The organism is Fulvivirga marina, assembly GCF_016775155.1.
GTDB lineage: Bacteria > Bacteroidota > Bacteroidia > Cytophagales > Cyclobacteriaceae > Fulvivirga > Fulvivirga marina.
The window spans coordinates 323,198-343,559 of sequence record NZ_JAEUGD010000067.1; the positions used below are offsets into that span (position 1 = coordinate 323,198).

20 protein-coding genes are annotated in these 20,362 nt (G+C 39.6%); 9 read left to right on the plus strand and 11 right to left on the minus strand.

The window, feature by feature from the left end; all coding sequences use genetic code 11:
* Nucleotides 1-41 precede the first annotated feature (41 nt).
* The 7 genes from nadC (at nucleotide 42) to JMN32_RS25605 (ending at nucleotide 4,850) form a co-directional block, all read left to right on the plus strand.
* A complete protein-coding gene (gene nadC, locus JMN32_RS25575; RefSeq protein ID WP_202859256.1) occupies nucleotides 42-899 on the plus strand; it encodes a carboxylating nicotinate-nucleotide diphosphorylase in 858 nt (285 codons plus the stop codon).
* Between the two features lie 109 nt (nucleotides 900-1,008).
* Nucleotides 1,009-1,485 carry a YcxB family protein gene (locus JMN32_RS25580; protein ID WP_202859257.1) on the plus strand — a complete coding sequence of 159 codons (477 nt, stop codon included), beginning with the start codon at nucleotides 1,009-1,011 and terminating at the stop codon, nucleotides 1,483-1,485.
* A gap of 89 nt (nucleotides 1,486-1,574) precedes the next feature.
* The gene (locus JMN32_RS25585) at nucleotides 1,575-2,042 is read left to right on the plus strand and encodes a regulatory protein RecX (RefSeq protein WP_202859258.1); all 468 of its coding nucleotides are present in this window, start codon (nucleotides 1,575-1,577) and stop codon (nucleotides 2,040-2,042) included.
* A 68-nt stretch (nucleotides 2,043-2,110) separates the two neighbouring features.
* A complete protein-coding gene (locus JMN32_RS25590) occupies nucleotides 2,111-2,557 on the plus strand; it encodes a YHS domain-containing (seleno)protein (RefSeq protein ID WP_202859259.1) in 447 nt (148 codons plus the stop codon).
* A gap of 85 nt (nucleotides 2,558-2,642) precedes the next feature.
* Nucleotides 2,643-3,161 carry a hypothetical protein gene (locus JMN32_RS25595; protein ID WP_202859260.1) on the plus strand — a complete coding sequence of 173 codons (519 nt, stop codon included), beginning with the start codon at nucleotides 2,643-2,645 and terminating at the stop codon, nucleotides 3,159-3,161.
* 21 nt (nucleotides 3,162-3,182) lie between these two features.
* Nucleotides 3,183-4,220, plus strand: a complete 1,038-nt coding sequence (locus JMN32_RS25600) for an ATP-grasp domain-containing protein (protein WP_202859261.1) — start codon at nucleotides 3,183-3,185, stop codon at nucleotides 4,218-4,220.
* A gap of 15 nt (nucleotides 4,221-4,235) precedes the next feature.
* On the plus strand, nucleotides 4,236-4,850 hold the full coding sequence (locus JMN32_RS25605) for a LysE family transporter (RefSeq protein WP_202859262.1): 615 nt from the start codon (nucleotides 4,236-4,238) through the stop codon (nucleotides 4,848-4,850).
* On the opposite strand, the gene JMN32_RS25610 is transcribed toward JMN32_RS25605, so the two are convergent.
* Complete coding sequence (locus JMN32_RS25610; RefSeq protein ID WP_202859263.1) at nucleotides 4,842-5,456, minus strand: DUF4230 domain-containing protein; 615 nt, start codon at nucleotides 5,454-5,456, stop codon at nucleotides 4,842-4,844. The two genes, JMN32_RS25605 and JMN32_RS25610, sit on opposite strands and share 9 nt — an antisense overlap.
* A 94-nt stretch (nucleotides 5,457-5,550) precedes the next feature.
* Between JMN32_RS25610 and JMN32_RS25615 the strand changes: the two genes are divergently transcribed.
* Nucleotides 5,551-9,297: a hydantoinase B/oxoprolinase family protein gene (locus JMN32_RS25615; RefSeq protein WP_202859264.1), complete on the plus strand. Its 3,747-nt coding sequence runs from the start codon at nucleotides 5,551-5,553 to the stop codon at nucleotides 9,295-9,297.
* A 711-nt stretch (nucleotides 9,298-10,008) separates the two neighbouring features.
* Nucleotides 10,009-10,596: a DUF4202 domain-containing protein gene (locus JMN32_RS25620; protein ID WP_202859265.1), complete on the plus strand. Its 588-nt coding sequence runs from the start codon at nucleotides 10,009-10,011 to the stop codon at nucleotides 10,594-10,596.
* On the opposite strand, the gene JMN32_RS25625 is transcribed toward JMN32_RS25620, so the two are convergent.
* From JMN32_RS25625 to JMN32_RS25670, 10 genes are all read right to left on the minus strand, one after another.
* Nucleotides 10,593-11,498, minus strand: a complete 906-nt coding sequence (locus JMN32_RS25625) for a S66 peptidase family protein (RefSeq protein ID WP_202859266.1) — start codon at nucleotides 11,496-11,498, stop codon at nucleotides 10,593-10,595. The genes JMN32_RS25620 and JMN32_RS25625 overlap by 4 nt on opposite strands.
* A 61-nt stretch (nucleotides 11,499-11,559) precedes the next feature.
* Nucleotides 11,560-12,096, minus strand: a complete 537-nt coding sequence (locus JMN32_RS25630; RefSeq protein ID WP_202859267.1) for an OmpH family outer membrane protein — start codon at nucleotides 12,094-12,096, stop codon at nucleotides 11,560-11,562.
* Nucleotides 12,097-12,117: 21 nt separating this feature from the next.
* Nucleotides 12,118-12,648 carry an OmpH family outer membrane protein gene (locus tag JMN32_RS25635; RefSeq protein WP_202859268.1) on the minus strand — a complete coding sequence of 177 codons (531 nt, stop codon included), beginning with the start codon at nucleotides 12,646-12,648 and terminating at the stop codon, nucleotides 12,118-12,120.
* A gap of 3 nt (nucleotides 12,649-12,651) precedes the next feature.
* Nucleotides 12,652-15,348, minus strand: a complete 2,697-nt coding sequence (locus JMN32_RS25640; protein WP_202859269.1) for a BamA/OMP85 family outer membrane protein — start codon at nucleotides 15,346-15,348, stop codon at nucleotides 12,652-12,654.
* Between the two features lie 3 nt (nucleotides 15,349-15,351).
* Nucleotides 15,352-16,038, minus strand: a complete 687-nt coding sequence (locus tag JMN32_RS25645) for an isoprenyl transferase (protein WP_238354640.1) — start codon at nucleotides 16,036-16,038, stop codon at nucleotides 15,352-15,354.
* Nucleotides 16,039-16,152: 114 nt separating this feature from the next.
* Nucleotides 16,153-16,890: a type IX secretion system protein PorG gene (gene porG / locus JMN32_RS25650; protein WP_202859270.1), complete on the minus strand. Its 738-nt coding sequence runs from the start codon at nucleotides 16,888-16,890 to the stop codon at nucleotides 16,153-16,155.
* Between the two features lies 1 nt (nucleotide 16,891).
* Nucleotides 16,892-17,977 carry a DUF6089 family protein gene (locus tag JMN32_RS25655; protein WP_202859271.1) on the minus strand — a complete coding sequence of 362 codons (1,086 nt, stop codon included), beginning with the start codon at nucleotides 17,975-17,977 and terminating at the stop codon, nucleotides 16,892-16,894.
* An 81-nt stretch (nucleotides 17,978-18,058) separates the two neighbouring features.
* Nucleotides 18,059-18,931, minus strand: a complete 873-nt coding sequence (locus JMN32_RS25660) for an NAD kinase (RefSeq protein WP_202859272.1) — start codon at nucleotides 18,929-18,931, stop codon at nucleotides 18,059-18,061.
* Nucleotides 18,932-18,934: 3 nt separating this feature from the next.
* Nucleotides 18,935-19,612, minus strand: coding sequence for a CBS domain-containing protein (locus JMN32_RS25665; protein ID WP_238354627.1), 678 nt, complete (start codon nucleotides 19,610-19,612; stop codon nucleotides 18,935-18,937).
* Complete coding sequence (locus JMN32_RS25670; protein ID WP_202859273.1) at nucleotides 19,578-20,357, minus strand: alpha/beta fold hydrolase; 780 nt, start codon at nucleotides 20,355-20,357, stop codon at nucleotides 19,578-19,580. Before JMN32_RS25670 ends, JMN32_RS25665 begins: the two co-directional genes overlap by 35 nt.
* Nucleotides 20,358-20,362: the final 5 nt, after the last annotated feature.

The following is a 20,362-nucleotide window of genomic DNA, read 5'->3' on the forward strand; positions in this document are numbered from 1 at the left end:
TATAAGCACTGTTTAATCAGTGCTTTTTTTATTTTTGCAGGATGGAATTAAGCTATTTGTCTGAGCAGGCTATTAATAAGTTTATTTCGGAAGCATTAAACGAGGACGTAGGTGACGGAGATCACTCTTCCTTAGCAGCTATTCCGGCAGAAAGCAAAAGTAAAGCTCAGCTTTTAATTAAGGATGACGGTATTATTGCGGGTATTTCTCTGGCAGAAAAAATCTTCGCCCAATTTGATAATACACTTAAGGTCAAAACGCTGATCCAGGATGGAGACAGTGTTAAAAAAGGAGATATTGGTTTAACCGTAGAAGGTTCTGCCCGATCCATACTTACTTGTGAGAGACTGATATTGAACTGTATGCAGCGTATGAGTGGTATTGCTACATATACCCATGAAATGACTGCATTAATAAAGGGTACAAAAGCCAAGCTTCTCGATACCAGAAAAACTACTCCTAATTTCAGGATTGCAGAAAAATGGGCAGTAGCTATCGGGGGTGGAACTAACCACCGCTTTGGTCTATATGACATGATTATGCTTAAGGATAATCATATTGATTTTGCCGGGGGAATTGCCAAAGCCGTTAAAGCCACTAAAAATTACCTGGCTGATACAGACCGTAACCTCAAGATTGAAATAGAAACCCGAAACCTTCAGGAAGTTAAAGAGGTTGTGAAAGTAGGTGGTGTTGATATAATTATGCTCGACAACATGATCCCTTCCGTAATGAAGGATGCTATAAAAATCATAGATGGTAAATATCAAACCGAAGCCAGTGGGGGTATTACTGAAAAAAATATCCGCGAGGTAGCTGAATGTGATGTCGATTTCATTTCCGTAGGCGCACTAACCCATTCAGTTAAAAGTATGGATATCAGCCTCAAGGCCATGTAGTATTGAAAGGCAAGAAAAACATAATCGTTATCTTTTTAGAAGTTGTGTTATTCACACTAATATTCATTTCATTGTTTTATCATTGTTCCTAAATAATTTAAAATAGATTATGATCGTAAAAACTAAGAAGTACAAACTTGAAAGTAGTACTTATATTAAACTGGCATTAAAAAATGTACTAAAGCAGCAGTGGTGGGTGTTTTTAATTGCCTTGGCCATATGTGCCGGATATTTATGGATTCCCAATGCATGGTGGTTTATCGGAGCAGGTATAGCATTGGTACTTTATATATTATTCTGGCTCATCCAGTTTGCAGGAGTTACACAACTTGAGCAAACCAAAATGCTCTTTGAAAAGCTGGCATATGAAATCAACAGCCAACAAATTTTGGTAAAGCTTAATGCCCGTCAGGGCATGCCTATAAAGTGGGATCAAATAAAAAAAGCCAATGTAGCAAAAGATCATTTTGTGTTGGTGGTTAATAAAGCTCAGCTTATTCATTTGCCTTATAAGATATTCAATAATGACAATGACAGGAAATTCGTTGAAAGTATACTAAAACGAAAAGGCCTGATAAAGTCTTAATTCAACTCACCGTTCACTGTTGGTATGACCCATTTCCCTAATAACCATGAGCGGTGAACAAGGAAAGCCTACAAACAGTGAACGGTAAAATGAAAAAGAAGCAACCTTTAACAATAAAAGAAGCAAAACTTAAGGCTGCAGACTACTGCGCTTATCAGGAAAGGACCCAGCAACAGGTTCGTGACAAGTTATTTGATCTAGGACTGCATTGCGATGAAGTTGAAGACATCCTCGCCGACCTCATCACCGAAGGCTTTATCAATGAAGAGAGGTTTGCCATTCATTATGCCGGTGGAAAATTTAGAATGAAAAAATGGGGCAAGGTAAAAATCTCCCACCACCTAAAGGCCCTTAAAATATCAGACTACTGTATCAACCGTGCTCTGGCAGAGATTGATGATGAAGACTACCAGATAACGCTTCATCAACTTTTGGAAAAGAAAAAGTCCTCCATAACCGGCGAAAACCAGTACATAATAGGGAAAAAGATAGCTACTTTTCTAATCCAAAAAGGGTATGAGCCTAATCTGGTTTGGACTCTTATCCGTGATCTGTAAAATGTATCATAGACGACAGTATGGCATGTTTCTGAAACCTTGCTATACTCATAGCAGTTCAACCTGATATGAGAACTATAATTACATTTATTATAATAATTATCGCTGCGGGGAACAGTTTCTCGCAAAATGATAAACATTTTAACACTAAAAAGGGTGTTGCTATTGATGGGTATGACCCGGTAAGTTACTTTGCCAATACCCCAAAAAAAGGGGATGAGTCACTAAGCCATACCCACAATGAGGTAACCTATTTGTTTTCCACTGAAGAGAACCTTCAAAAGTTTGCCAAGACCCCTCAAAAGTATATCCCTGAATATGGCGGCTGGTGTGCATACGCCATTGGGAAATCAGGGAAAAAAGTGAAAGTAAACCCTGAAACATATAAAATAAAAGGGGGTAAGCTTTACCTGTTCTACAATTTCAACGGTTACAATACGCTTAATGACTGGAACAAAAATGAGGAATCACTGTTAAAATCGGCAAGCGCTAATTGGGAAAAAATAGCTCAATAACCTGTGGATTAACCATTTGAAGAAAAGATGTGCTTCGCAAAGCACATTTTCTTATTATCTTTGATCCTTGACTTATTTGAAAAAGATGAATTTAATTGATGCCTGTAAAGATATTCTTGACCAATTATCAATTGTGGTCAGAGATATAAAGGAGGAAGATTTCAGTAAGGAAGTGTCAACTTTAAATAACTCTACCATTGGACAGCATATAAGACACACGCTGGAATTTTTCATCTGCCTTAAAAACAACGGCGCTTCTGGCATCATTAACTATGACAACCGTGACCACGATCAGTTGATGGAAACAGATAAACTTGTGGCTTTGAATATTATAAATGAGCTTTCTGATTTTTTCACATCGAATAATGGAAACAAAGAAATGAAGTTAGTTGCCAACTATTCGTTTAATAATGATCATGTTGAGTTCATTGAAACCAACTTTCTTCGAGAGTTGGCTTATAATATAGAACATGCTATCCACCATATGGCTATAATAAAAATAGGAGTGAAAGAGGTCGCTGGATACATAAAGCTGCCGGCACATTTTGGTGTTGCTATTTCAACAATAAAATTTCAAAAAGCTAAGTTGGCTTCCAACAAGTAGATATTAATTTAATTTGGAAGTATGAGTTGGTTTAACAGGTTGTGGAGAAGCAATTTTCTTATCCGGGTTCGCAGTTGGGAGTATTGGCCATTTGAAATTGTTTATTTACCCATTTTTGGCTATTGGGCATGGTTGTCCATAAAGGCTCGATCCATGCTCTTCTTTACTGCTTCTAACCCCGGCATAGAAAATGGTGGATTATTAGGCGAATCGAAATACAAGATACTAACCAAGATCCCGTCTGCCCTAGTTCCAAAGACTTTCTATTTTCGCCCTAAGGCTTCTATATATAAGATTGTTGAAAAAATGAAGGATAACGGCTTATCATTTCCGATCATATGTAAGCCAGATATCGGAGAGCGAGGCTGGAGAGTCGAAAAAATCACCGACACTAACAGCCTCAAAACCTACTCAAACAGTAGTCCCACGGGTTTTATTGTTCAAGAATATATTGATCTGCCTGTAGAAGCAGGTGTATTTTATTACAAACATCCGCAGGAAAGGCATGGAAAAGTAAGCTCTGTCGTTTTAAAAGAAATGCTTCAGGTAACGGGCAATGGCAGGGATGCACTTAAAGCACTTATACTCAATAATGACCGAGCCAAACTGCAGTGGGACTCACTTAAAATCAAATTTAAGGATGAGCTTAACACCATACTCAACCCTGGCGAAGTCAAAGAACTTATTTCCATTGGAAATCACTGCAAAGGGACCAAATTCCTCAACGGAAACCACATTATTTGTGATGAACTTGAAAACGCCTATGACAGCATTTCCAACCAGATTGATGGCTTTTTTTATGGAAGGTTCGACCTCAGGGCTGCATCTTTAGAAGACATAAAAGCAGGAAAGGTGAAGATCATGGAATTAAATGGGGCTGGTGCTGAGCCCTCACATATATATCATCCTGGTTTTTCTCTTAGAGAAGGTTACCGGGTATTATTTCATCACTGGAAAGTACTTTATCAGATCAGTACGGCCAATCATAAGCTGGGAGTTCCTTATCTTTCCGTAAAACAAGGCTGGTCTGAATATAAAAGGATAAAAGCCATAAAGTAAGTTATAGCGTATCTATTGACACTAATTTTCTCGATAGCGTTTATTTTCAGCTTTTTAGGTTCTATCCCTCCTGGATCTATTAACCTGAGTGTCATCCAGCTGTCTCTGGATAGCAGGTTAAGTGCAGCACTGCGATTTGCGCTGGCAGCAGCACTCATTGAATACCCTTATGCTTTCATTGCGGTACAGTTTGAAGGCTGGATTACATCATCACCGGTAATCATCAATAACTTCAAGCTTATTGCTGCATCAGTTATGCTCCTGCTCGGAGTGGTTAACCTTTGGCCTCAGAAAAAATCTCCATCCAAAATAATGGAAACTATTCGGAATAGCGGATTTAGGAAGGGTGTAATTATCAGCTTATTAAACCCATTAGCCATACCTTTCTGGATAGGCGTCACGGCTTACCTTAATCATCAAGGATGGATCAACCTGGAAACCGTTGATCAGGTATTTGTTTATGTTCTGGGAATATCCGTAGGGACATTTTTCCTACTGGCCTTGTTGGCTTTGTTAGCCAAAAAACTGCGCCCCATCATAGCAGAGAGTGAATTCGTCAAGCTTATACCAGGCATTGTCTTTCTGATTTTAGGATCATACGCACTCCTTCAGTATTTCGAATTAGTTTAGGTCTATTTGCACTTCCTCCATCTTAGTCTTCAGTATAACTTTATGTCCACTTACCTGCTCCAATAATGGCTTCAATATTATTTCAGCATTTTCACGGGTTTGCTCCAATATTCCTGAATTCAAAGCGGAAACCTTAATCTCCCTCTCAGCATGTTTATAAGCTTTTTGAATAAAGCTCTTCTCATCCTTCATAGGGTTAGTTTGTAAAGAGTAAATGCGAGTCTTCTCCATATCCAACTTATAATAACAGATCTCAGGAGAGGGTAGATTAACAAACAGGGTATCATTTTCCAATATCAAATCACTTTCCCTGATCTTGGTTAAATCAATGCAACCGACAGCATGCCCCTCACTGATCAATGCTATTTTGGAATCAGGACCTAACTTAAATAACCTGAAATACTCTTTGCTCACCTCAGTAACTTCTGTTATTTCCTTAAAATTATACTTTACCAACTCTAACTTACCCAAGGCCTCTACCTCCTGAAGTATAGTACTTCTGTTGATTATGGTTTCCGCCTTTTCATCAGACATAAGAGTTACATAAACCCAACCTCCCAGAAGAAGGATAATCAACCAAGGAAATAATTTTAAAATCAATCGCATTTATCTTAACCATTTGCTTCCGTTCTAAATTTAATAATTATAAGAAGCTTATTTTATTCAACGCTTGTTATCTTTCTATCAAAGTCAAACTACTATGTGGCAAATTTCAATAGACACAGGGGGAACGTTTACCGACTGCCTGGGACTCTCTCCTAACGGCCATTTAAAGAGGCTAAAAATTCTTAGCAGTAGCAACCTAAGGGGGTTGATTATTAAACAACTAGACGACCGCACATTCAAAGGCCTCTTTAACTGGCATATACAAGATGATATCTTTAAAGACTTTGAATTTGAGGTACTGGGGAGTGGCGAAAAATCATTGGTAAAGCATGTAGATTTGAATGAAAGTATTATAAGACTTCAGTCTCCCATAAAAATTGACAAAACCACCGAATTTCAGATCTCTTCAAACGAAGAAGTGCCCGTGCTAGCAGCGAGAGTTCTAACTTCAACCCCTCTAAACACTCCGTTGCCTGCACTAGTTATGAGGCTTGGGTCCACCAGAGGAACCAATGCCCTGCTGGAAAGGAAAGGCGCCGACGTATTATTCATCACCACTCAAGGGTTTAAAGACCTTATCCGCATTGGAAATCAGCAGCGACCAGAGCTCTTTGCTTTAAACATTATTAAACCCGATCCGCTTTATAAAAATGTTATAGAGGTAAATGAAAGGATAGACAGAGATGGCAATATTATACAAGAGATTGATCATGATAGCTTTAAAAGTATATTGACATCAGCACAAAAGAATGTGTCAGTTGCAATAGCATTCATGAACAGTTACAAAAACCCCACTCATGAAAAGGAGCTTGAAAGTTTCTTACTAAATAATGGTTTTGAGTATGTCAGTCGCTCTTCTTCACTATCTTCTAACATCAAAATCTTACCAAGAGCGGAAACTGCTATTGCTAATGCTTACCTGTTACCTATTATTGACAGTTATATACGAGGTATAGAAAAATACATACTAACCGGCAGGCTACATGTCATGACTAGTGCCGGCGCAGTGGTTAACTCCAAACTTTTCACTCCCAAGGATAGCCTTTTAAGTGGACCTGCGGGAGGAATAGTGGGGGCCAAAACCGTTGCAGAAAAGTCTGGTTTCGACAAAATTCTCACTTTTGATATGGGTGGCACAAGTACAGATGTAGCTGTTTACAATGCTGGCTATGACTATCAGTATGAAACCAAAGTTGGGGACGCCCACATCCTTAGCCCTTGCCTGTCTATAGAAACAATCGCCGCGGGTGGTGGCTCGATTTGTTCATATACCCAAGGCGTACTCACGGTTGGACCGGAAAGCGCAGGTGCCATGCCCGGCCCGGCCTGTTATGGTGCAGGAGGGCCCCTTACTATAACAGACCTTAATTTGCTTTGTGGCAGGCTGGAGGAAAAAAACTTTAGCATTCCTCTAAATAAACAACGTGCTGAAGATGCATTGAAAGATATTATGGATGCATTACGCCTAAGCGGCAGCAGACCAGATAAATCTGAACTGCTAAACTCTTTCCTGGCTATAGCGAATGAAAAGATGGCGGAAGCCATCAAGAAAGTATCCGTAAGAAAAGGTTATGAACCGAAAAACTATACTTTGGTAACCTATGGTGGGGCTGGTGGACAGCATTCATGTGCTATTGCCGAGCTTTTGGACATCCCGTCTATTCTCATTCCTTATGATGCTGGCCTCCTTAGTGCATATGGCATCAGCGAAGCAGATATTGAGGCTTTTGCAGAGAAACAGTTGTTGATGAATTTAAATACTGCACTAAATCACATGAGCGAGTGGTGGGCGGAACTGCAAGAACGCGCCTATTCAAGGTTGCAAAAACAAGGTATCGCAAAAGAGAGTATTCATATAAAAAAGAAACTGGCCTATTTACGTTATCGTGGGCAGGAAAACACAGTCGAAATTGAAGTGTGTGAGGATGGAGATTACTATCAGGATTTTAAACACGCATATGAAAAAATCTATGGTCATTGGCTGGAAGGGCAATCGATCGAGGTCGAGTCCATCAAGCTTATAGCGTCATCAAAAAAAACTACAGATATCACGGCTGATGTTAGTGACTCGGAATATACACCTAAGGCCATTGGTACCCAGCAATGTCTAACTAATAATGGCTGGAAGGAAGCCGATGTCTACATTTGGGAAGAACTTAAGCCTGGTGCACGCATCCATGGACCAGCCATTATAGTCAGTCAAAATTGTACCGTTTTTGTTGAAATGAACTGGCAGTTTTTTCTGGACAGGAATAACCACGCGATCATGAATAAAGCCTCCGGCACCTCGGATCAAAATAAAATCTCAACACCTGAGGCGGCGAGTATCGAGCTTTTCAAAAACAGGTTTATCGGCATAGTTGAAGAAATGGGAGCCTTACTGGAAAGAACCTCCTTTTCTGTAAACGTTAAAGAACGGCTCGATTTTTCCTGTGCATTACTAGATGCAGCTGGCGAGCTAATTGTAAATGCGCCACATATACCTGTACACTTGGGAAGCATGGGTATTTGTGTAAGAAAGGTCAGGGAGCAACTGCCCATTGAGGAAGGTGATGTGATCATTACTAACCATCCGGCTTATGGAGGATCACATTTGCCTGATATCACCCTTATCAGTGGGGCATTTGAAAACGGAGCACTTGTAGGCTACGTTGCCAATCGAGCACACCATGCTGAAATAGGGGGTAAAACTCCTGGCTCCATGCCAATAGATGCGACTCAACTAGACCAAGAGGGCGTGATCATTGAACCTCGTTATCTGGCCCAAAATGGGGTTTATTATTGGGATGAGATCAAAGACATGCTTAACAATGCAGCTTACCCTTCTCGTGCAGTAGATGAAAATATTGCTGACCTTAAGGGTGGTGTAGCTGCATTACAAGCTGGAATAAACGGACTAAAAAACTTATGCACCGTTTATTCTATCCAAGAGGTCAAGCAACATATGTACATGCTCAAAGATTATGTAAGCAGCAAGCTGTTACAAAAAGTTGTACCACTATATGGCCAAACTTTTACTGCTACAGAATTGCTTGATGATGGTAGCAAACTTCAAGTCTCGATTGATATTAATAAAGATAAAATAACCTTTGACTTTGCGGGGACAGGTGAAGTTCACCATAAAAACCTTAATGCCACTGAAGCCATAGTAACTAGTGTAGTACTTTATGTACTCCGGCTACTCATGGATGAAGACCTGCCTTTAAATGAAGGTCTTCTTCAAAATGTTAAGATAAAGATACCCTACAGCATACTCAACCCCGATTTTGAGCACCTCAATCCTCCCCCTGCTGTGGTTGGTGGAAATACAGAAATTAGCCAGCGGCTCACAGATACACTACTTAAAGCACTAAATCTATCTGCCTGCAGTCAGGGCACCATGAATAACCTGTTATTTGGAGATGATACCTTTGGCTATTACGAAACTATATGCGGCGGAACTGGTGCAGGCAAAGGCTTTAACGGGCAAGATGCGGTACATCAACATATGACCAACACACGTATTACAGACCCCGAAATTATGGAATGGCGTTACCCAGTAAGACTGAATAAGTTTGAGATCCGAAAAGACTCAGGTGGTAATGGTAAATGGCATGGAGGGGACGGTATAATCAGAGAAATAACATTCCTCAAACCACTGGAGATGACTATTCTTTCCCAACATAGAATTCAAAAACCTTATGGCCTTGAAGGAGGTGAAAAAGGAGAATGTGGTGAACAATTCATAATGACTAAATCAGGCACAAAACAAGTGCTCAAAGGGATTGACAGCAGAAAGCTAAATGCTGGCGATAAACTTATAGTTAAAACACCCGGAGGCGGAGGGTATGGAAAAGTCTAAGCTAGTGCCAGGTACTTTTATAAAGTATTTTATCTCTTCAACAAAGGGAGTACTTAGAGCTTTCCGGTAACTCCTCAAAGGGCGTTCCTGGTTCAATACACGCTGTTAAATTTCCATACTCTTCGTTATAGAGTAAGACAGTTTTCACATTGATAGACATTCGCATGTTCTTCAAGGCTCTCATAGCATGAGATGGCTTAACTCTATGAGCGCGCCAACGATTTACTACTTAATATAACATCATCAAAATCTGCGTAGGCAAAGTTTACATCAGTACCAACAGATCTATATTAATGTTATGATCGTTGATATATGAAACTATATATGATCCATTTGTTTTTGGTCGTAGACGTGAAGAACTGGAATATGCTAAGCCAAAAGGGAGCTAAATTAGGGTTTTTGTGTAGTAAGAAGACAAGCATAAACGGATCATTTTCAAAAGACATGACCTGCACAACACAATCATCAGCCACAATCATTGTATTGATGAGGATGAATATGAACCGCTGGGAATCATTCAAAACGATACTTATGAAAATCAGAAATAGGTGTTCAGCCACTTAGAAAATAGTAAGTAGGGTCAAAAACTTGCATATAAAGTCTCCGGCTGTTATTATTATAGGGAAGGTCGCAGCACTTACACCACGCAAAGCCAAGGATAAGTGTATTAACCTGATTTTCGAAACTTACGCTCATTAGAATACAAAAGGCATGACAAGATATTCAGCGGTAATAACAGCTATAGACAGCATTAATAAGCAGGATCCTAGGATAGAAGTACTAGATGGAGAATCTCTTCCGAAGGAATATTTATACAGCCTGCGAATGAGCCAGATGCTGGAAGCATATGACGATGGCGCCAATGAGTTATTAAAAATAGCAGCACGAGGCCAGCATATCAAAAGGTGGGCAATCCCAAGGGAAGATTATCCTATGGATCGAAAAGGCTACCTGGCTTGGCGAACCCAACTCAAGCTTATGCATGGATCTCTATTGCGAGATATCATGCAAAAGTATAACTATGAATCAAAGGATATCGATAGCGTAGCCGACATGGTCATTAAAAAGAAACTAAAAACTGACAAAGCAACCAGCAAGCTGGAAGATGTAGCCTGCTTAGTTTTTTTACAATATTATTTCGAAGATTTCGCAGCACAGCATCCGCATGACAAGATACTGGATATACTCAGGAAGACATGGGGTAAGATGTCCGCCAAAGGAAAGGAAATGGCATTGAAGCTAGACCTTTCAGATAATAGTAAGGAGACAATCTCTGAGGCTTTAGTAGAGACTAATTAAAGTACATTACTCAACCGAACAACATCCTTAAGCACCTCCAGCCTCACCTCTCTCCCTATAGGAATAGCGAGGTTTTTTGCTTCATGGCCAACAGGAAAATTATAGGCAACCGGTATATCCAAATCTTTAAAATGATCTGCGATCAAATCCAAAACTGATTTACCAAAGGGGATTTGTGTATCTTTCATCTGCGAGAAATCTCCAATGATCACTCCAGCAAGATTTCTTAGTTTACCAGACCGTCTCAGTTGCATAAACATCCTATCAATTTTATACAGGTACTCATCGATCTCTTCCAGCAGCAGTATCTTTCCTTCGGTTGCCACTTCTGTATCTGTACCCAAGCTTTCTGCCACCAAAGAAAGGTTTCCTCCGATCACCTCCGCTACTACCTCACCCTCTTTATTCATTGCATCCGGTGCTACTTCATAGTTAAGAGCTCCTTCAAATAAGAGCTGCTTCAGCGATGAGAGAGATTCCTCAACCCCCATGTAATCATACTGAACGGGCATAAGGCCATGTATACTCTCTACCCCTTGTGCATTTAATGCGAGGTGCAAAGCTGTAATATCACTAAAGCCAATGATCCATTTAGGTCGTTTCTCTACATTGCTCAAGTCAACCTGGTCGATAATACGGGTCATTCCATACCCTCCCCTAGCACAAAAGATTGCCTTTATTTCCGGGTCATCAATCATGTGTTGCAAGTCCAACCTTCTTTGATCATCAGAGCCGGCAAAATACCCATCCTTGGCAAGCAAGGACTCGCCTCGCTTTACATCCAAACCCCACTCACCAAAAACTTCAAAGGCCTTAGCCATCTGTATTTCTGTAATTACCCGTGAGGGAGCCACTACTCCCACCTTATCTCCAGTTCTTAATAATTCCGGTCGTTTAAGCATGCCTCTAAAATAAAAAAGCCCTTCAAAATTAGAAGGGCTTTACACCATTAGTATTTTTTATTTAGTTCGAAGAGGGTGTGATTCCCATTTTCTTCAAAACAAGATCACTGATATCGTATTTCTCATCTGCATAAAGAACAACATCTATTCCACCTACTTGTCCGTTAAGCACATAAGCATAACCATTTTCTTTTGCTACTGCCTCAATGTTGTTACCCACTTTGGTATAAAGAGGCTGCATCAGGTCTGTAGACTTCTTTTGCATAGAGCTTTGAGCATCTTGCTGGAATTTCTGTATTCTCTGCTCAAGCTGAGCCAATTCCGTTTCTTTCTCCTGCCTGATGGCATCTACCATGGTAGCAGCTCCTTGCTGATAGGCTTGCAACTTTTGTTGGTATTCCTGATACTTAGCTTGAAGCTGGTTCTGCAATTGGGTATTGTGAGCCTTAAGTTCAGACTCCACTTGCTTAGCTTCAGGCATTTGGCTCAAAATATAATCTACATCAGCGTAGGCAATTTTTAAGGCGGATTGTGCCTGAACAGCCGCAAGACAAAAAAAAGTAAGTGCTATTACCGTTAATAATAATTTGTTTCTCATGGTATTTATTAATTAAACATTTTACTTAATTACATCATTCGGGTCGCCAAGGCCTAACTCGTCCAACACATAATCTGTATAGTCGTGCCTGGGATCCGTATATATCATCACAAGGTCTCCTGCCTTGTCAAACATTATCGCCAGGCGTTGGTCCTTACATACCTTTTCTATTGCATCAAAAACCTTATCCTGCACTGGCTTTACTAATTCTTTCTTTTTAAGAAAAAAGAGCCCTTCAAAACCAAAAATCTTTTTTTGATAAGCCTTCAGTTCATCCTCTCTTTTCTTTATCTCTGCCAGGCGATCTTTCTTCATCTCTGCCGTTAATAGTACCTCTTCCGCTTGTAACTCGTTATACATTGACTCGATCTTCCCTGACAGCTCCTTTATCTCCTCTTGCCAACCCTTAGAAAGCTTATCAATTTCTTGCTGCGCTTCCTTATATTCCGGCATTTTATTTAGAACATAGTCGGTATCTACATAACCAAATTTCTGCGCATAAACATTAACAATCGAAAATAGTGCCAGAAAAAAAATCCATATCCTTTTCATACTTTATCGTATTTGTTGACCAATAGTAAAATGGAACTGCGGCCCACTTCTTTCTGTCGCACCAGGCAAGGTATCAAAACCATATCCCCAGTTAACACCAATCAACCCAAAGGCCGGCATAAAAATTCTTGCTCCGAACCCTGCAGATCTGTAATTCTCAAAAGGATTAAACTCTTCATACGACCCAAAATTATTACCTGCTTCACCAAACACAAAGCCATAAATAGTAGCTGCCTGACCTGTTGTAACAGGGTACCTAAGTTCCATAGAGAATTTATTATAAACAATACCACCTCTAATAGCATTAATATCGGTGCTGGTATAAGGCGGTGTAATTGAATTGTTTTCGTAACCCCTCAAGCCAATAACCTCAGTACCTAGCAAGAAGTTCTGACCTGCCAAACCATCTCCTCCCACATAGAAGCGTTCGAATGGCCCAACCCCTGCTTCATTAGAATAAGAGCCTATATATCCAAAGTTAGCTTTTGCTTCCAACACTAACTTACCCACCAGGCTCAGGTAATATTGAGCATCAAACATCCATTTATGATACTCAATCCACTTATACTTTTCTGCCGCAGATACATTATCATAGTCAAGGTCTCTCCACAAAGAATAAGGAGGAGTAAATGTAGCACTTAAAGATATATTTGACCCTCCTGTAGGATACATAGGGTTATCAACGCTATTCCTCGCCAATGTAGTATTGAATGCAATACTGTTAGCACTTCCATTAGAAAAACCTAAACCTCTGGTGCCATAGTTATCCAACTCATAAACCAAATAAGAAAGTGAATTTGTAAGTGTAAAGTAATTGTCAGGCCATTCCAGTCTGCGACCAAGACCAACAGTCACCCCTTTTACGCTAAGAGATGCATTAAAATCTCCATATGACGGAAAGTACTCGTTGCCATTTGTAGGATCGCCATCTCTATCTTCAGCAACTCTTTGTCTTTGAATAGAATAGTTAAGACTTACTGAAAGTGAATTAGGTTTCTTTCCTCCTAGCCATGGCTCAGTAAAAGAGAATGAATAGCTTTGATACTGTCGACCTGTTGCCTGAACTCTCATTGACAACCTTTGCCCATCACCTACAGGAATAGGAGTAAATTTACCTTTCAGCATATTACGTAAAGAGAAGTTATTAAGTACAAGGCCTAATGTACCTACAAAGCCTAGTTGACCTCCCCAGCCTCCTGATAATTCAATCTGGTCACTGGATTTCTCAACGAGCTTCCATTCAATATCAACTGTGCCATCTGCAGGGTTAGGAATTGGCGTAGGTGAAATTTGTTCAGGGTCGAAATAACCCATTTGAGATAATCTCTGTTGCGTTCTTATGATATCAGTTCGGCTAAACTTCTGGCCGGGTATAGTATATAGTTCTCTACGTATTACATGGTCGCGTGTACGGTCGTTTCCTGATATAATGATATCTTTTATTGTTGCCTGCTCACCCTCATAAATTCTCATTTCCACATTTATAGAATCTCCATTAACAGCAACTTCTACCGGCGTAACTCTAAAGAACAGATAGCCGTCGTCCATGTAAAGTCCGCTAATATCCGGACCCTTCGGGTTAAAGGTGAGTTTTTGGTCTATGAGCTCCTTGTTATAAACATCTCCTTTTTCTATCGCCAGTATTTTATTGAGTGTTTCACTGGTGTGGACAAAGTTTCCTGTCCAGATTATATCTCCAAAATAGTATTTACGCCCCTCATTAACCTGAATATCAATATTGACGGAATTATCATCATGCCTGTAAATAGTATCGTATACAATCTCCGCATCTCTGTAACCCTTGGAGTTATAGAAAGCAATTATCGCATCTTTATCTACTTCATAGTCTGATTTGATAAACTTAGAAGAGTTGAAGAAGTTTAGCTTAATATTATCATTAATATACTCTTTTAACTCTTCTCCAGAAACATCATATGAGGAATCTATAAAGCTCTTTACATTTTTAGGACTAACCCCCATAACAAGCTCCGCAGATCGCTTAAACAGTGCAAAGCGAACTTTTTCATGGGTTGACTTCATTTTCTTTTTTAGTCGATTGTCTGAGAACTCCTCATTACCAATGATGTTGATTTTATGGATTTTAACTTTTGATTTTGGGTCAACCTCTATCTTCAGTTTTACACCATCCCTGTTAACCGTATCTACCTGCTGTATTACTTTCACTTCAGCATTAAGAAACCCTTTATTCACATAGTGATTTTTTACAGTTAATTCTGTATTCCTGATGATGGCATCTGAAAGAATCCTACCTCTTATTAAGTTAAGGTCTTCACGTAGATCAGACTCCCTGCCCTTTTTCACCCCTTCAAAAGTGAAGCCCGTAAGTCTTGGCCTCTCTGAAAGCTCAATATTTAAATAAACCTGATCGTCCTCGATCCTGTCAATGGTTATGGCTACATTACCCACTAACCCATGCTTCCAGAGTTTACGAATAGCTCCACTGATATCATCACCGGGTACTTTGATCTTGTCCCCGACTTTTAGACCTGATAGTGAGATAAGAGCATTTTTATCCAACACCTTGAGTCCCGTAACCTCGATACCCGCTATAACATACTCTTGTGGATTTGAATAGTTCAAGCCACTGTCATCCTGGGCATTGCCTCGTTTTCTGAATTGGGCATTCAGAGAAGTGGCTATAAAAAAACAAAAAATTAAAAAAACAGATATTCTTTTCATTAATCAGGATTTCACTTGTTCACTAATTCGACCAAATCTTCTTTCTCTCTTTTGATATGAAATAATCGCCTCGCGCAGGTCTTCTTTCCTGAAATCAGGCCATAATTTTGATGTAAAATATATTTCCGTGTATGCCATCTGCCACAACAAAAAATTACTTATACGCATCTCTCCACTGGTTCTTATCAACAGTTCAGGGTCAGGAATGCCACTAGTACCTAAATAGGATTCAAAAATGGGGCTGTCTATATCCTTTATATCCAGATCTCCTGATTTCACGTCACTTGCCAAGCGCCTAACTGCCTCTAATATTTCCCAACGTCCACTATAACTTAGTGCTAGTACGAGGGTTAGCCCCTTATTGTTTTTAGTGAGCTCCATCGCCTCAGCCAATTCTTTTCGACATCCTTTTGGCAGTGTCTCTGTATCACCAATAGTGGTTAGCTTTACATCGTTCTTCTGTAACGTCTTTAGTTCCTTTTTAATTGTGGAGACAAGCAACTGCATAAGCCCCGTTACTTCTTCGACTGGGCGCCCCCAGTTTTCGGTGGAGAATGCGTAGAGGGTCAAGTATTTAATTCCTAACTCAGCACTACCTTCGGTAACCTCACGAACTGCCTTAATAGCATTCTTATGACCGAAAATTCTGGCAGCACCTTTATTCTTGGCCCATCGACCGTTACCATCCATTATGATAGCAATGTGATTCGGCAATGAATCCATTATAATATTTTCATTAGATATAGACACAGGGATGCAAAATTAACCCGATTTATGTAAAAATGCTTATTTTAAGGTTCCTTTTTACCTTCTTCGGTAATTTTTCTTATACGGACTGGTAGGACAAGGAATGTTGTAAAATGAATAAGTAATACTCAAGCCCATGAAATAGTATAAATCACTATCAAATCTATTTCCATATTGATAATCTTTTATCGTTCCATCTCCGCTACTAACATTATCCAAATAATCGAAAAAAGTCTTTCTAGCACCAAATTCTGCCCCCAAATACCACTTCGGGTTTAGCACATACTTAAATCCAAACCCAAACGGTAATGCTGGCTGAATATTGCTATACTCCTCAGGTTTTTCCGACTCTCCTGAAATACCGAATATGGCAAATCCACCAAAGAAGTATGGAGTCCAACGGATAAGGGTTGACTCTTCTCTCCATTTCAAGAAATGATATTCAAAAACAGTAGAAGCCTCAAATAGAAAGATATCGAAACTACGATCTCTGTTCTCAGCAAACAGATCGATAGGAGTTTTTTCATCACTGCCAGCAAGTTTCCCTCCCGTGGCGGCAATTCTAAAACTAACAGCTTTACTGATATTTGATCTAAAGAAAACTGTTCCGGCCGGTTTAATTGATTTGAGGTTAATACCCCGAGAAAGATCTCCGGAATACTTAAATCCACCTAAACCAAAGCCTACTTCGGTCTCTTGGGCTATAACAGTTCTCAACCCTATAAGCCATATAAATACAAAAACGGGAAAGCATAGAAGTGCTTTCCCTGTAATATTTGCAATTTTATTCTCCATATTATCTGAATTTCGCTCTTCTGAAAGTAGCTCCTATAATAAATGCTACTTTAATAGTCGTAACGAAATAAAGGTCGTTTTCATTTTTGTTACCCCGAAGATTTTCCGGATGCTCAAAACCGTAGCCTGCAACTTTAGTCTCCCCATTGACGGTTACTTTGTTATTATATATTTCCTGAATGTTTGGGTTGTCTAACTCTCTTGCATCTCCAGACACCGGAGCTGTTTCCACTTGAGAAAGATCAGCCATTAGTTTAGCAAGTTCATTATCTCCAAAAACACTTGGATCTACGTAGTTTTGACTTACATCATCCAGATAGTCCGTAAATGTATACCTAACACTACTTTCAAAAGACAGGTCAAGTACTTGGTTTAGTCTGTATCTTATACCAATACCGACAGGAATTGCTATTTGCAACTTGTTGTAAGGTTCTATGCCAGCATTAGCTGCGGTTGCGTCTAGATCAGAATGTTGACCTTCGGTACCCAGAGGCTCCAGATCAACCCATGTGCCTGCTTCAGGAAGTCCACTATCTTCAGGCACAAAAGCTTGAGGGTTGTGATGAAACAAAGTCAGACCAACAAACGCATATGGAGTCCATTGTACACGACTTATATATGACGACTCATTTTTAAAAAGGTCAAACATTCCCACTACCGTCAATTCCTTTATTCTATTACGAAAGTGTAGGTTTCGGATGTACCTAAACTTTGCATCTTCATCGTTAGGATCGGCCGACTCAAAATCGTCCCCACGAATTGCTCCATAAGTAAAAGAGGCTCTAAGCGTGTAGAACGGACCGAACCTATGCCCCCAAAAAACTCCGATTCCCGGACGGGTGAAAGCTATATCGGTGCTGACTCTATTAGACAAAGGCGCCAAATCCCCAAAATAATTAAGCGCGTTTAAAGAAATCCCTACATAGTTATAGCGCTTCTCCTTGCCAAACCATGTTTTTTTACCTCTGAAGGTTGAAATTCTCTTATTGTTTTTCCTAACCTGCTTTCTATTAAGCTGACCATAAACGGAATCTGCTCCTGCAGAGAGAATCACAAAACATATCAAGCCGACAAAAATTTTTTTCATTTCAAAGGCATTTAGCTAGTTCTAATAGTAAATAATACTAGAAATCAGACAAAAGTAAACATTAATTTCACAAACAAAAAATTAGTTCCTTACATCAAGTCCCCAATTGAGTTTTTGACGTAGAGTCTTAAAATAGTTATTCTCCTTCAATTTTACCAGTTTCGCTTTAAAATCTTCTTTAACTACTTTGAGTCTAACTGAATCATCTACAATTTCAAACCTTGAGTCTAATGATATAAGAAAATTCTTACTTCGCCCTTCAATTGTAAAAGATAACTCAGAGTCATCAGGAACAACAATAGGCCTAACTGTAAGGTTATGGGGACTTACAGGTGTTATTATAAAATTATTTGACTGGGGAAGCACCAGTGGCCCCCCACAGCTTATATTATAACCGGTTGAGCCCGTAGGAGTAGATACAATAATACCATCAGCCCAATACGAGTTCAGAAACTCACCGTTAATATATGCATGTACAACGATCATGGAAGAAGTATCTTTCTTTAGGATCGTAAAATCATTTAATGCAAAGTTCAGACCGTCAAAAAGACCCTCAGACTTAAGCTGTATCAAGGTCCGTCGATCAAAATCATAGCAGGAAGCAAACAGACAATCTATAGCATTGCATATATCCTGTTTAGCCGTTGTAGCCAAAAAACCAAGTCTGCCGGTATTAATTCCCAACAGAGGAACTTCGGTTTTTCCCACATGGGTTAACGCTTCAAGCAAGGTGCCGTCCCCACCCAGAGTTAGCATAAAGTCCATATAATCGAGATTATCCTTTTCCTCATAAGTGATAAAATCTCCCGTATCAATATGGTTTTGCTTCAAATGATCCTCAAAAGCCTCCGAAATGACGACTTCTGCTTTACGTTTGCTCAACTCCCGAAACACTTCCTTTATGTAAGGAATAGTTTCTTTATCGAACTCTTTGCCGTGAATTCCAAACTTCATAAACTATATATCAAGGTATTTTAAGAGCATATCGATTTTGCCCTTTTCTTCATCAAGCACCTTGGTTTCCTGAAATCTTGCAATAAGTTTGTATCCGAACCTTTCAAGTGTGGCCACTATGGGGGTGAGGTCAAGTCTGTTAACTTTTAATGTCAACTTCAATTTGGACGGATCCAGTTCATCTTCTTTAATACTGCTACTTAAAATTTTAGCATTATTCTCTTCAATTAATCGACTAATCTCAGCCAGAGAGTAATCAATCTGGTTCATAGATAGCACGAGTATACCTCCGGGGATTTGAATGGCTGCCGACTGTGCAAAGGATGTTATTGTATCCTGAACGGTTATAACTCCTATATATTTTCCTTCATTATTCAATACCCCAACCATTTGAACACTGTTATCTGAAGCTATCTTAATAACATCGTAAAAATGAGAGCTACCATAAACGACACATCGTTTACCCATCAAATCAAAATCTGCTATGTTTTTTTCGGCATCATTTGCCTCAAGTATTAAATCCTCTGATACAAGGCCAAGAAATTTCTCATCCTCCACTACCGGTAGTTGATTACACCGCAATTCTTCCATCCAGAGTCTTGCCTTCTTGGCAGAATCTTTTGGCTTCAAAGGTGGGATCATATGGTTAATCAGCTCCTCGGCTATCATCACGTTTAGCATCTAAAAACTTATTAAGTATATCGTTAAACTTTTCAGGGTGTTCCATCATTGGTGCGTGGCAACATTTATCAATGAAATGAAGCTCAGAATTTGGTATCAGTTTATTAAATTCATGTGCAACCATCGGTGGAGTGATCGTATCATTGAGCCCCCAAACTAGTAATGTGGGCTGTTTTATTCTTTGTATTTCCTTAGCCATATTATGTCGCTGAGCAGATTTGGCAATAGCCACAATTCTCAAACACTTAGGAATGCTTTTTGTTGTCTCAAACACTTCATCAACCAACTCTTTTGTTGCTGTTGCCGGGTCATAGAAAGTGTAAGCTACTCTTTCCTTGATATAATCATAGCTACCTCTTTTAGGGAATGAACCGCCCATAGAGTTTTCAAACAAACCGGAACTACCCGTCAAAACAAGGCTTTTAACCTTTTCAGGGTTACTAAGTGTGTATATCAACCCAACATGTCCCCCCAAAGAGTTTCCTATCAAAGTCATGCTATTCAAGCCCTTCAAAGCCACAAACTTTTCCAGAAAGTTCTTTAAGCCTTCAAGTCCTGCTTGCTTCAAAGGCATATCATAAATAGGAAGCAGCGGTATAACAACGCGATACTTATCCTTAAAACTATTCACTACGCCTTCCCAATTGCTTAGCGCGCCAAACAAGCCGTGAAGCAACAACAGAACTTCTCCGCTACCTTCATCTATATACTTAAATTCTTTTTCTTCTCTTATAGTTAGAGCCATAATTG

Coding starts and splice junctions, on each gene's coding strand:
- JMN32_RS25595 (WP_202859260.1), top strand. CDS start 2,643: ATGAATTTAATTGATGCCTGTAAAGATATTCTTGACCAATTATCAATT.
- JMN32_RS25615 (WP_202859264.1), top strand. CDS start 5,551: ATGTGGCAAATTTCAATAGACACAGGGGGAACGTTTACCGACTGCCTG.
- JMN32_RS25630 (WP_202859267.1), bottom strand. CDS start 12,096: ATGAGAAACAAATTATTATTAACGGTAATAGCACTTACTTTTTTTTGT.
- JMN32_RS25580 (WP_202859257.1), top strand. CDS start 1,009: ATGATCGTAAAAACTAAGAAGTACAAACTTGAAAGTAGTACTTATATT.
- JMN32_RS25635 (WP_202859268.1), bottom strand. CDS start 12,648: ATGAAAAGGATATGGATTTTTTTTCTGGCACTATTTTCGATTGTTAAT.
- JMN32_RS25645 (WP_238354640.1), bottom strand. CDS start 16,038: ATGGATGGTAACGGTCGATGGGCCAAGAATAAAGGTGCTGCCAGAATT.
- JMN32_RS25610 (WP_202859263.1), bottom strand. CDS start 5,456: ATGCGATTGATTTTAAAATTATTTCCTTGGTTGATTATCCTTCTTCTG.
- JMN32_RS25625 (WP_202859266.1), bottom strand. CDS start 11,498: ATGCTTAAACGACCGGAATTATTAAGAACTGGAGATAAGGTGGGAGTA.
- JMN32_RS25670 (WP_202859273.1), bottom strand. CDS start 20,357: ATGGCTCTAACTATAAGAGAAGAAAAAGAATTTAAGTATATAGATGAA.
- nadC (WP_202859256.1), top strand. CDS start 42: ATGGAATTAAGCTATTTGTCTGAGCAGGCTATTAATAAGTTTATTTCG.
- porG (WP_202859270.1), bottom strand. CDS start 16,890: ATGGAGAATAAAATTGCAAATATTACAGGGAAAGCACTTCTATGCTTT.
- JMN32_RS25660 (WP_202859272.1), bottom strand. CDS start 18,931: ATGAAGTTTGGAATTCACGGCAAAGAGTTCGATAAAGAAACTATTCCT.
- JMN32_RS25590 (WP_202859259.1), top strand. CDS start 2,111: ATGAGAACTATAATTACATTTATTATAATAATTATCGCTGCGGGGAAC.
- JMN32_RS25620 (WP_202859265.1), top strand. CDS start 10,009: ATGACAAGATATTCAGCGGTAATAACAGCTATAGACAGCATTAATAAG.
- JMN32_RS25665 (WP_238354627.1), bottom strand. CDS start 19,612: ATGCTAAACGTGATGATAGCCGAGGAGCTGATTAACCATATGATCCCA.
- JMN32_RS25640 (WP_202859269.1), bottom strand. CDS start 15,348: ATGAAAAGAATATCTGTTTTTTTAATTTTTTGTTTTTTTATAGCCACT.
- JMN32_RS25655 (WP_202859271.1), bottom strand. CDS start 17,977: ATGAAAAAAATTTTTGTCGGCTTGATATGTTTTGTGATTCTCTCTGCA.
- JMN32_RS25585 (WP_202859258.1), top strand. CDS start 1,575: ATGAAAAAGAAGCAACCTTTAACAATAAAAGAAGCAAAACTTAAGGCT.
- JMN32_RS25600 (WP_202859261.1), top strand. CDS start 3,183: ATGAGTTGGTTTAACAGGTTGTGGAGAAGCAATTTTCTTATCCGGGTT.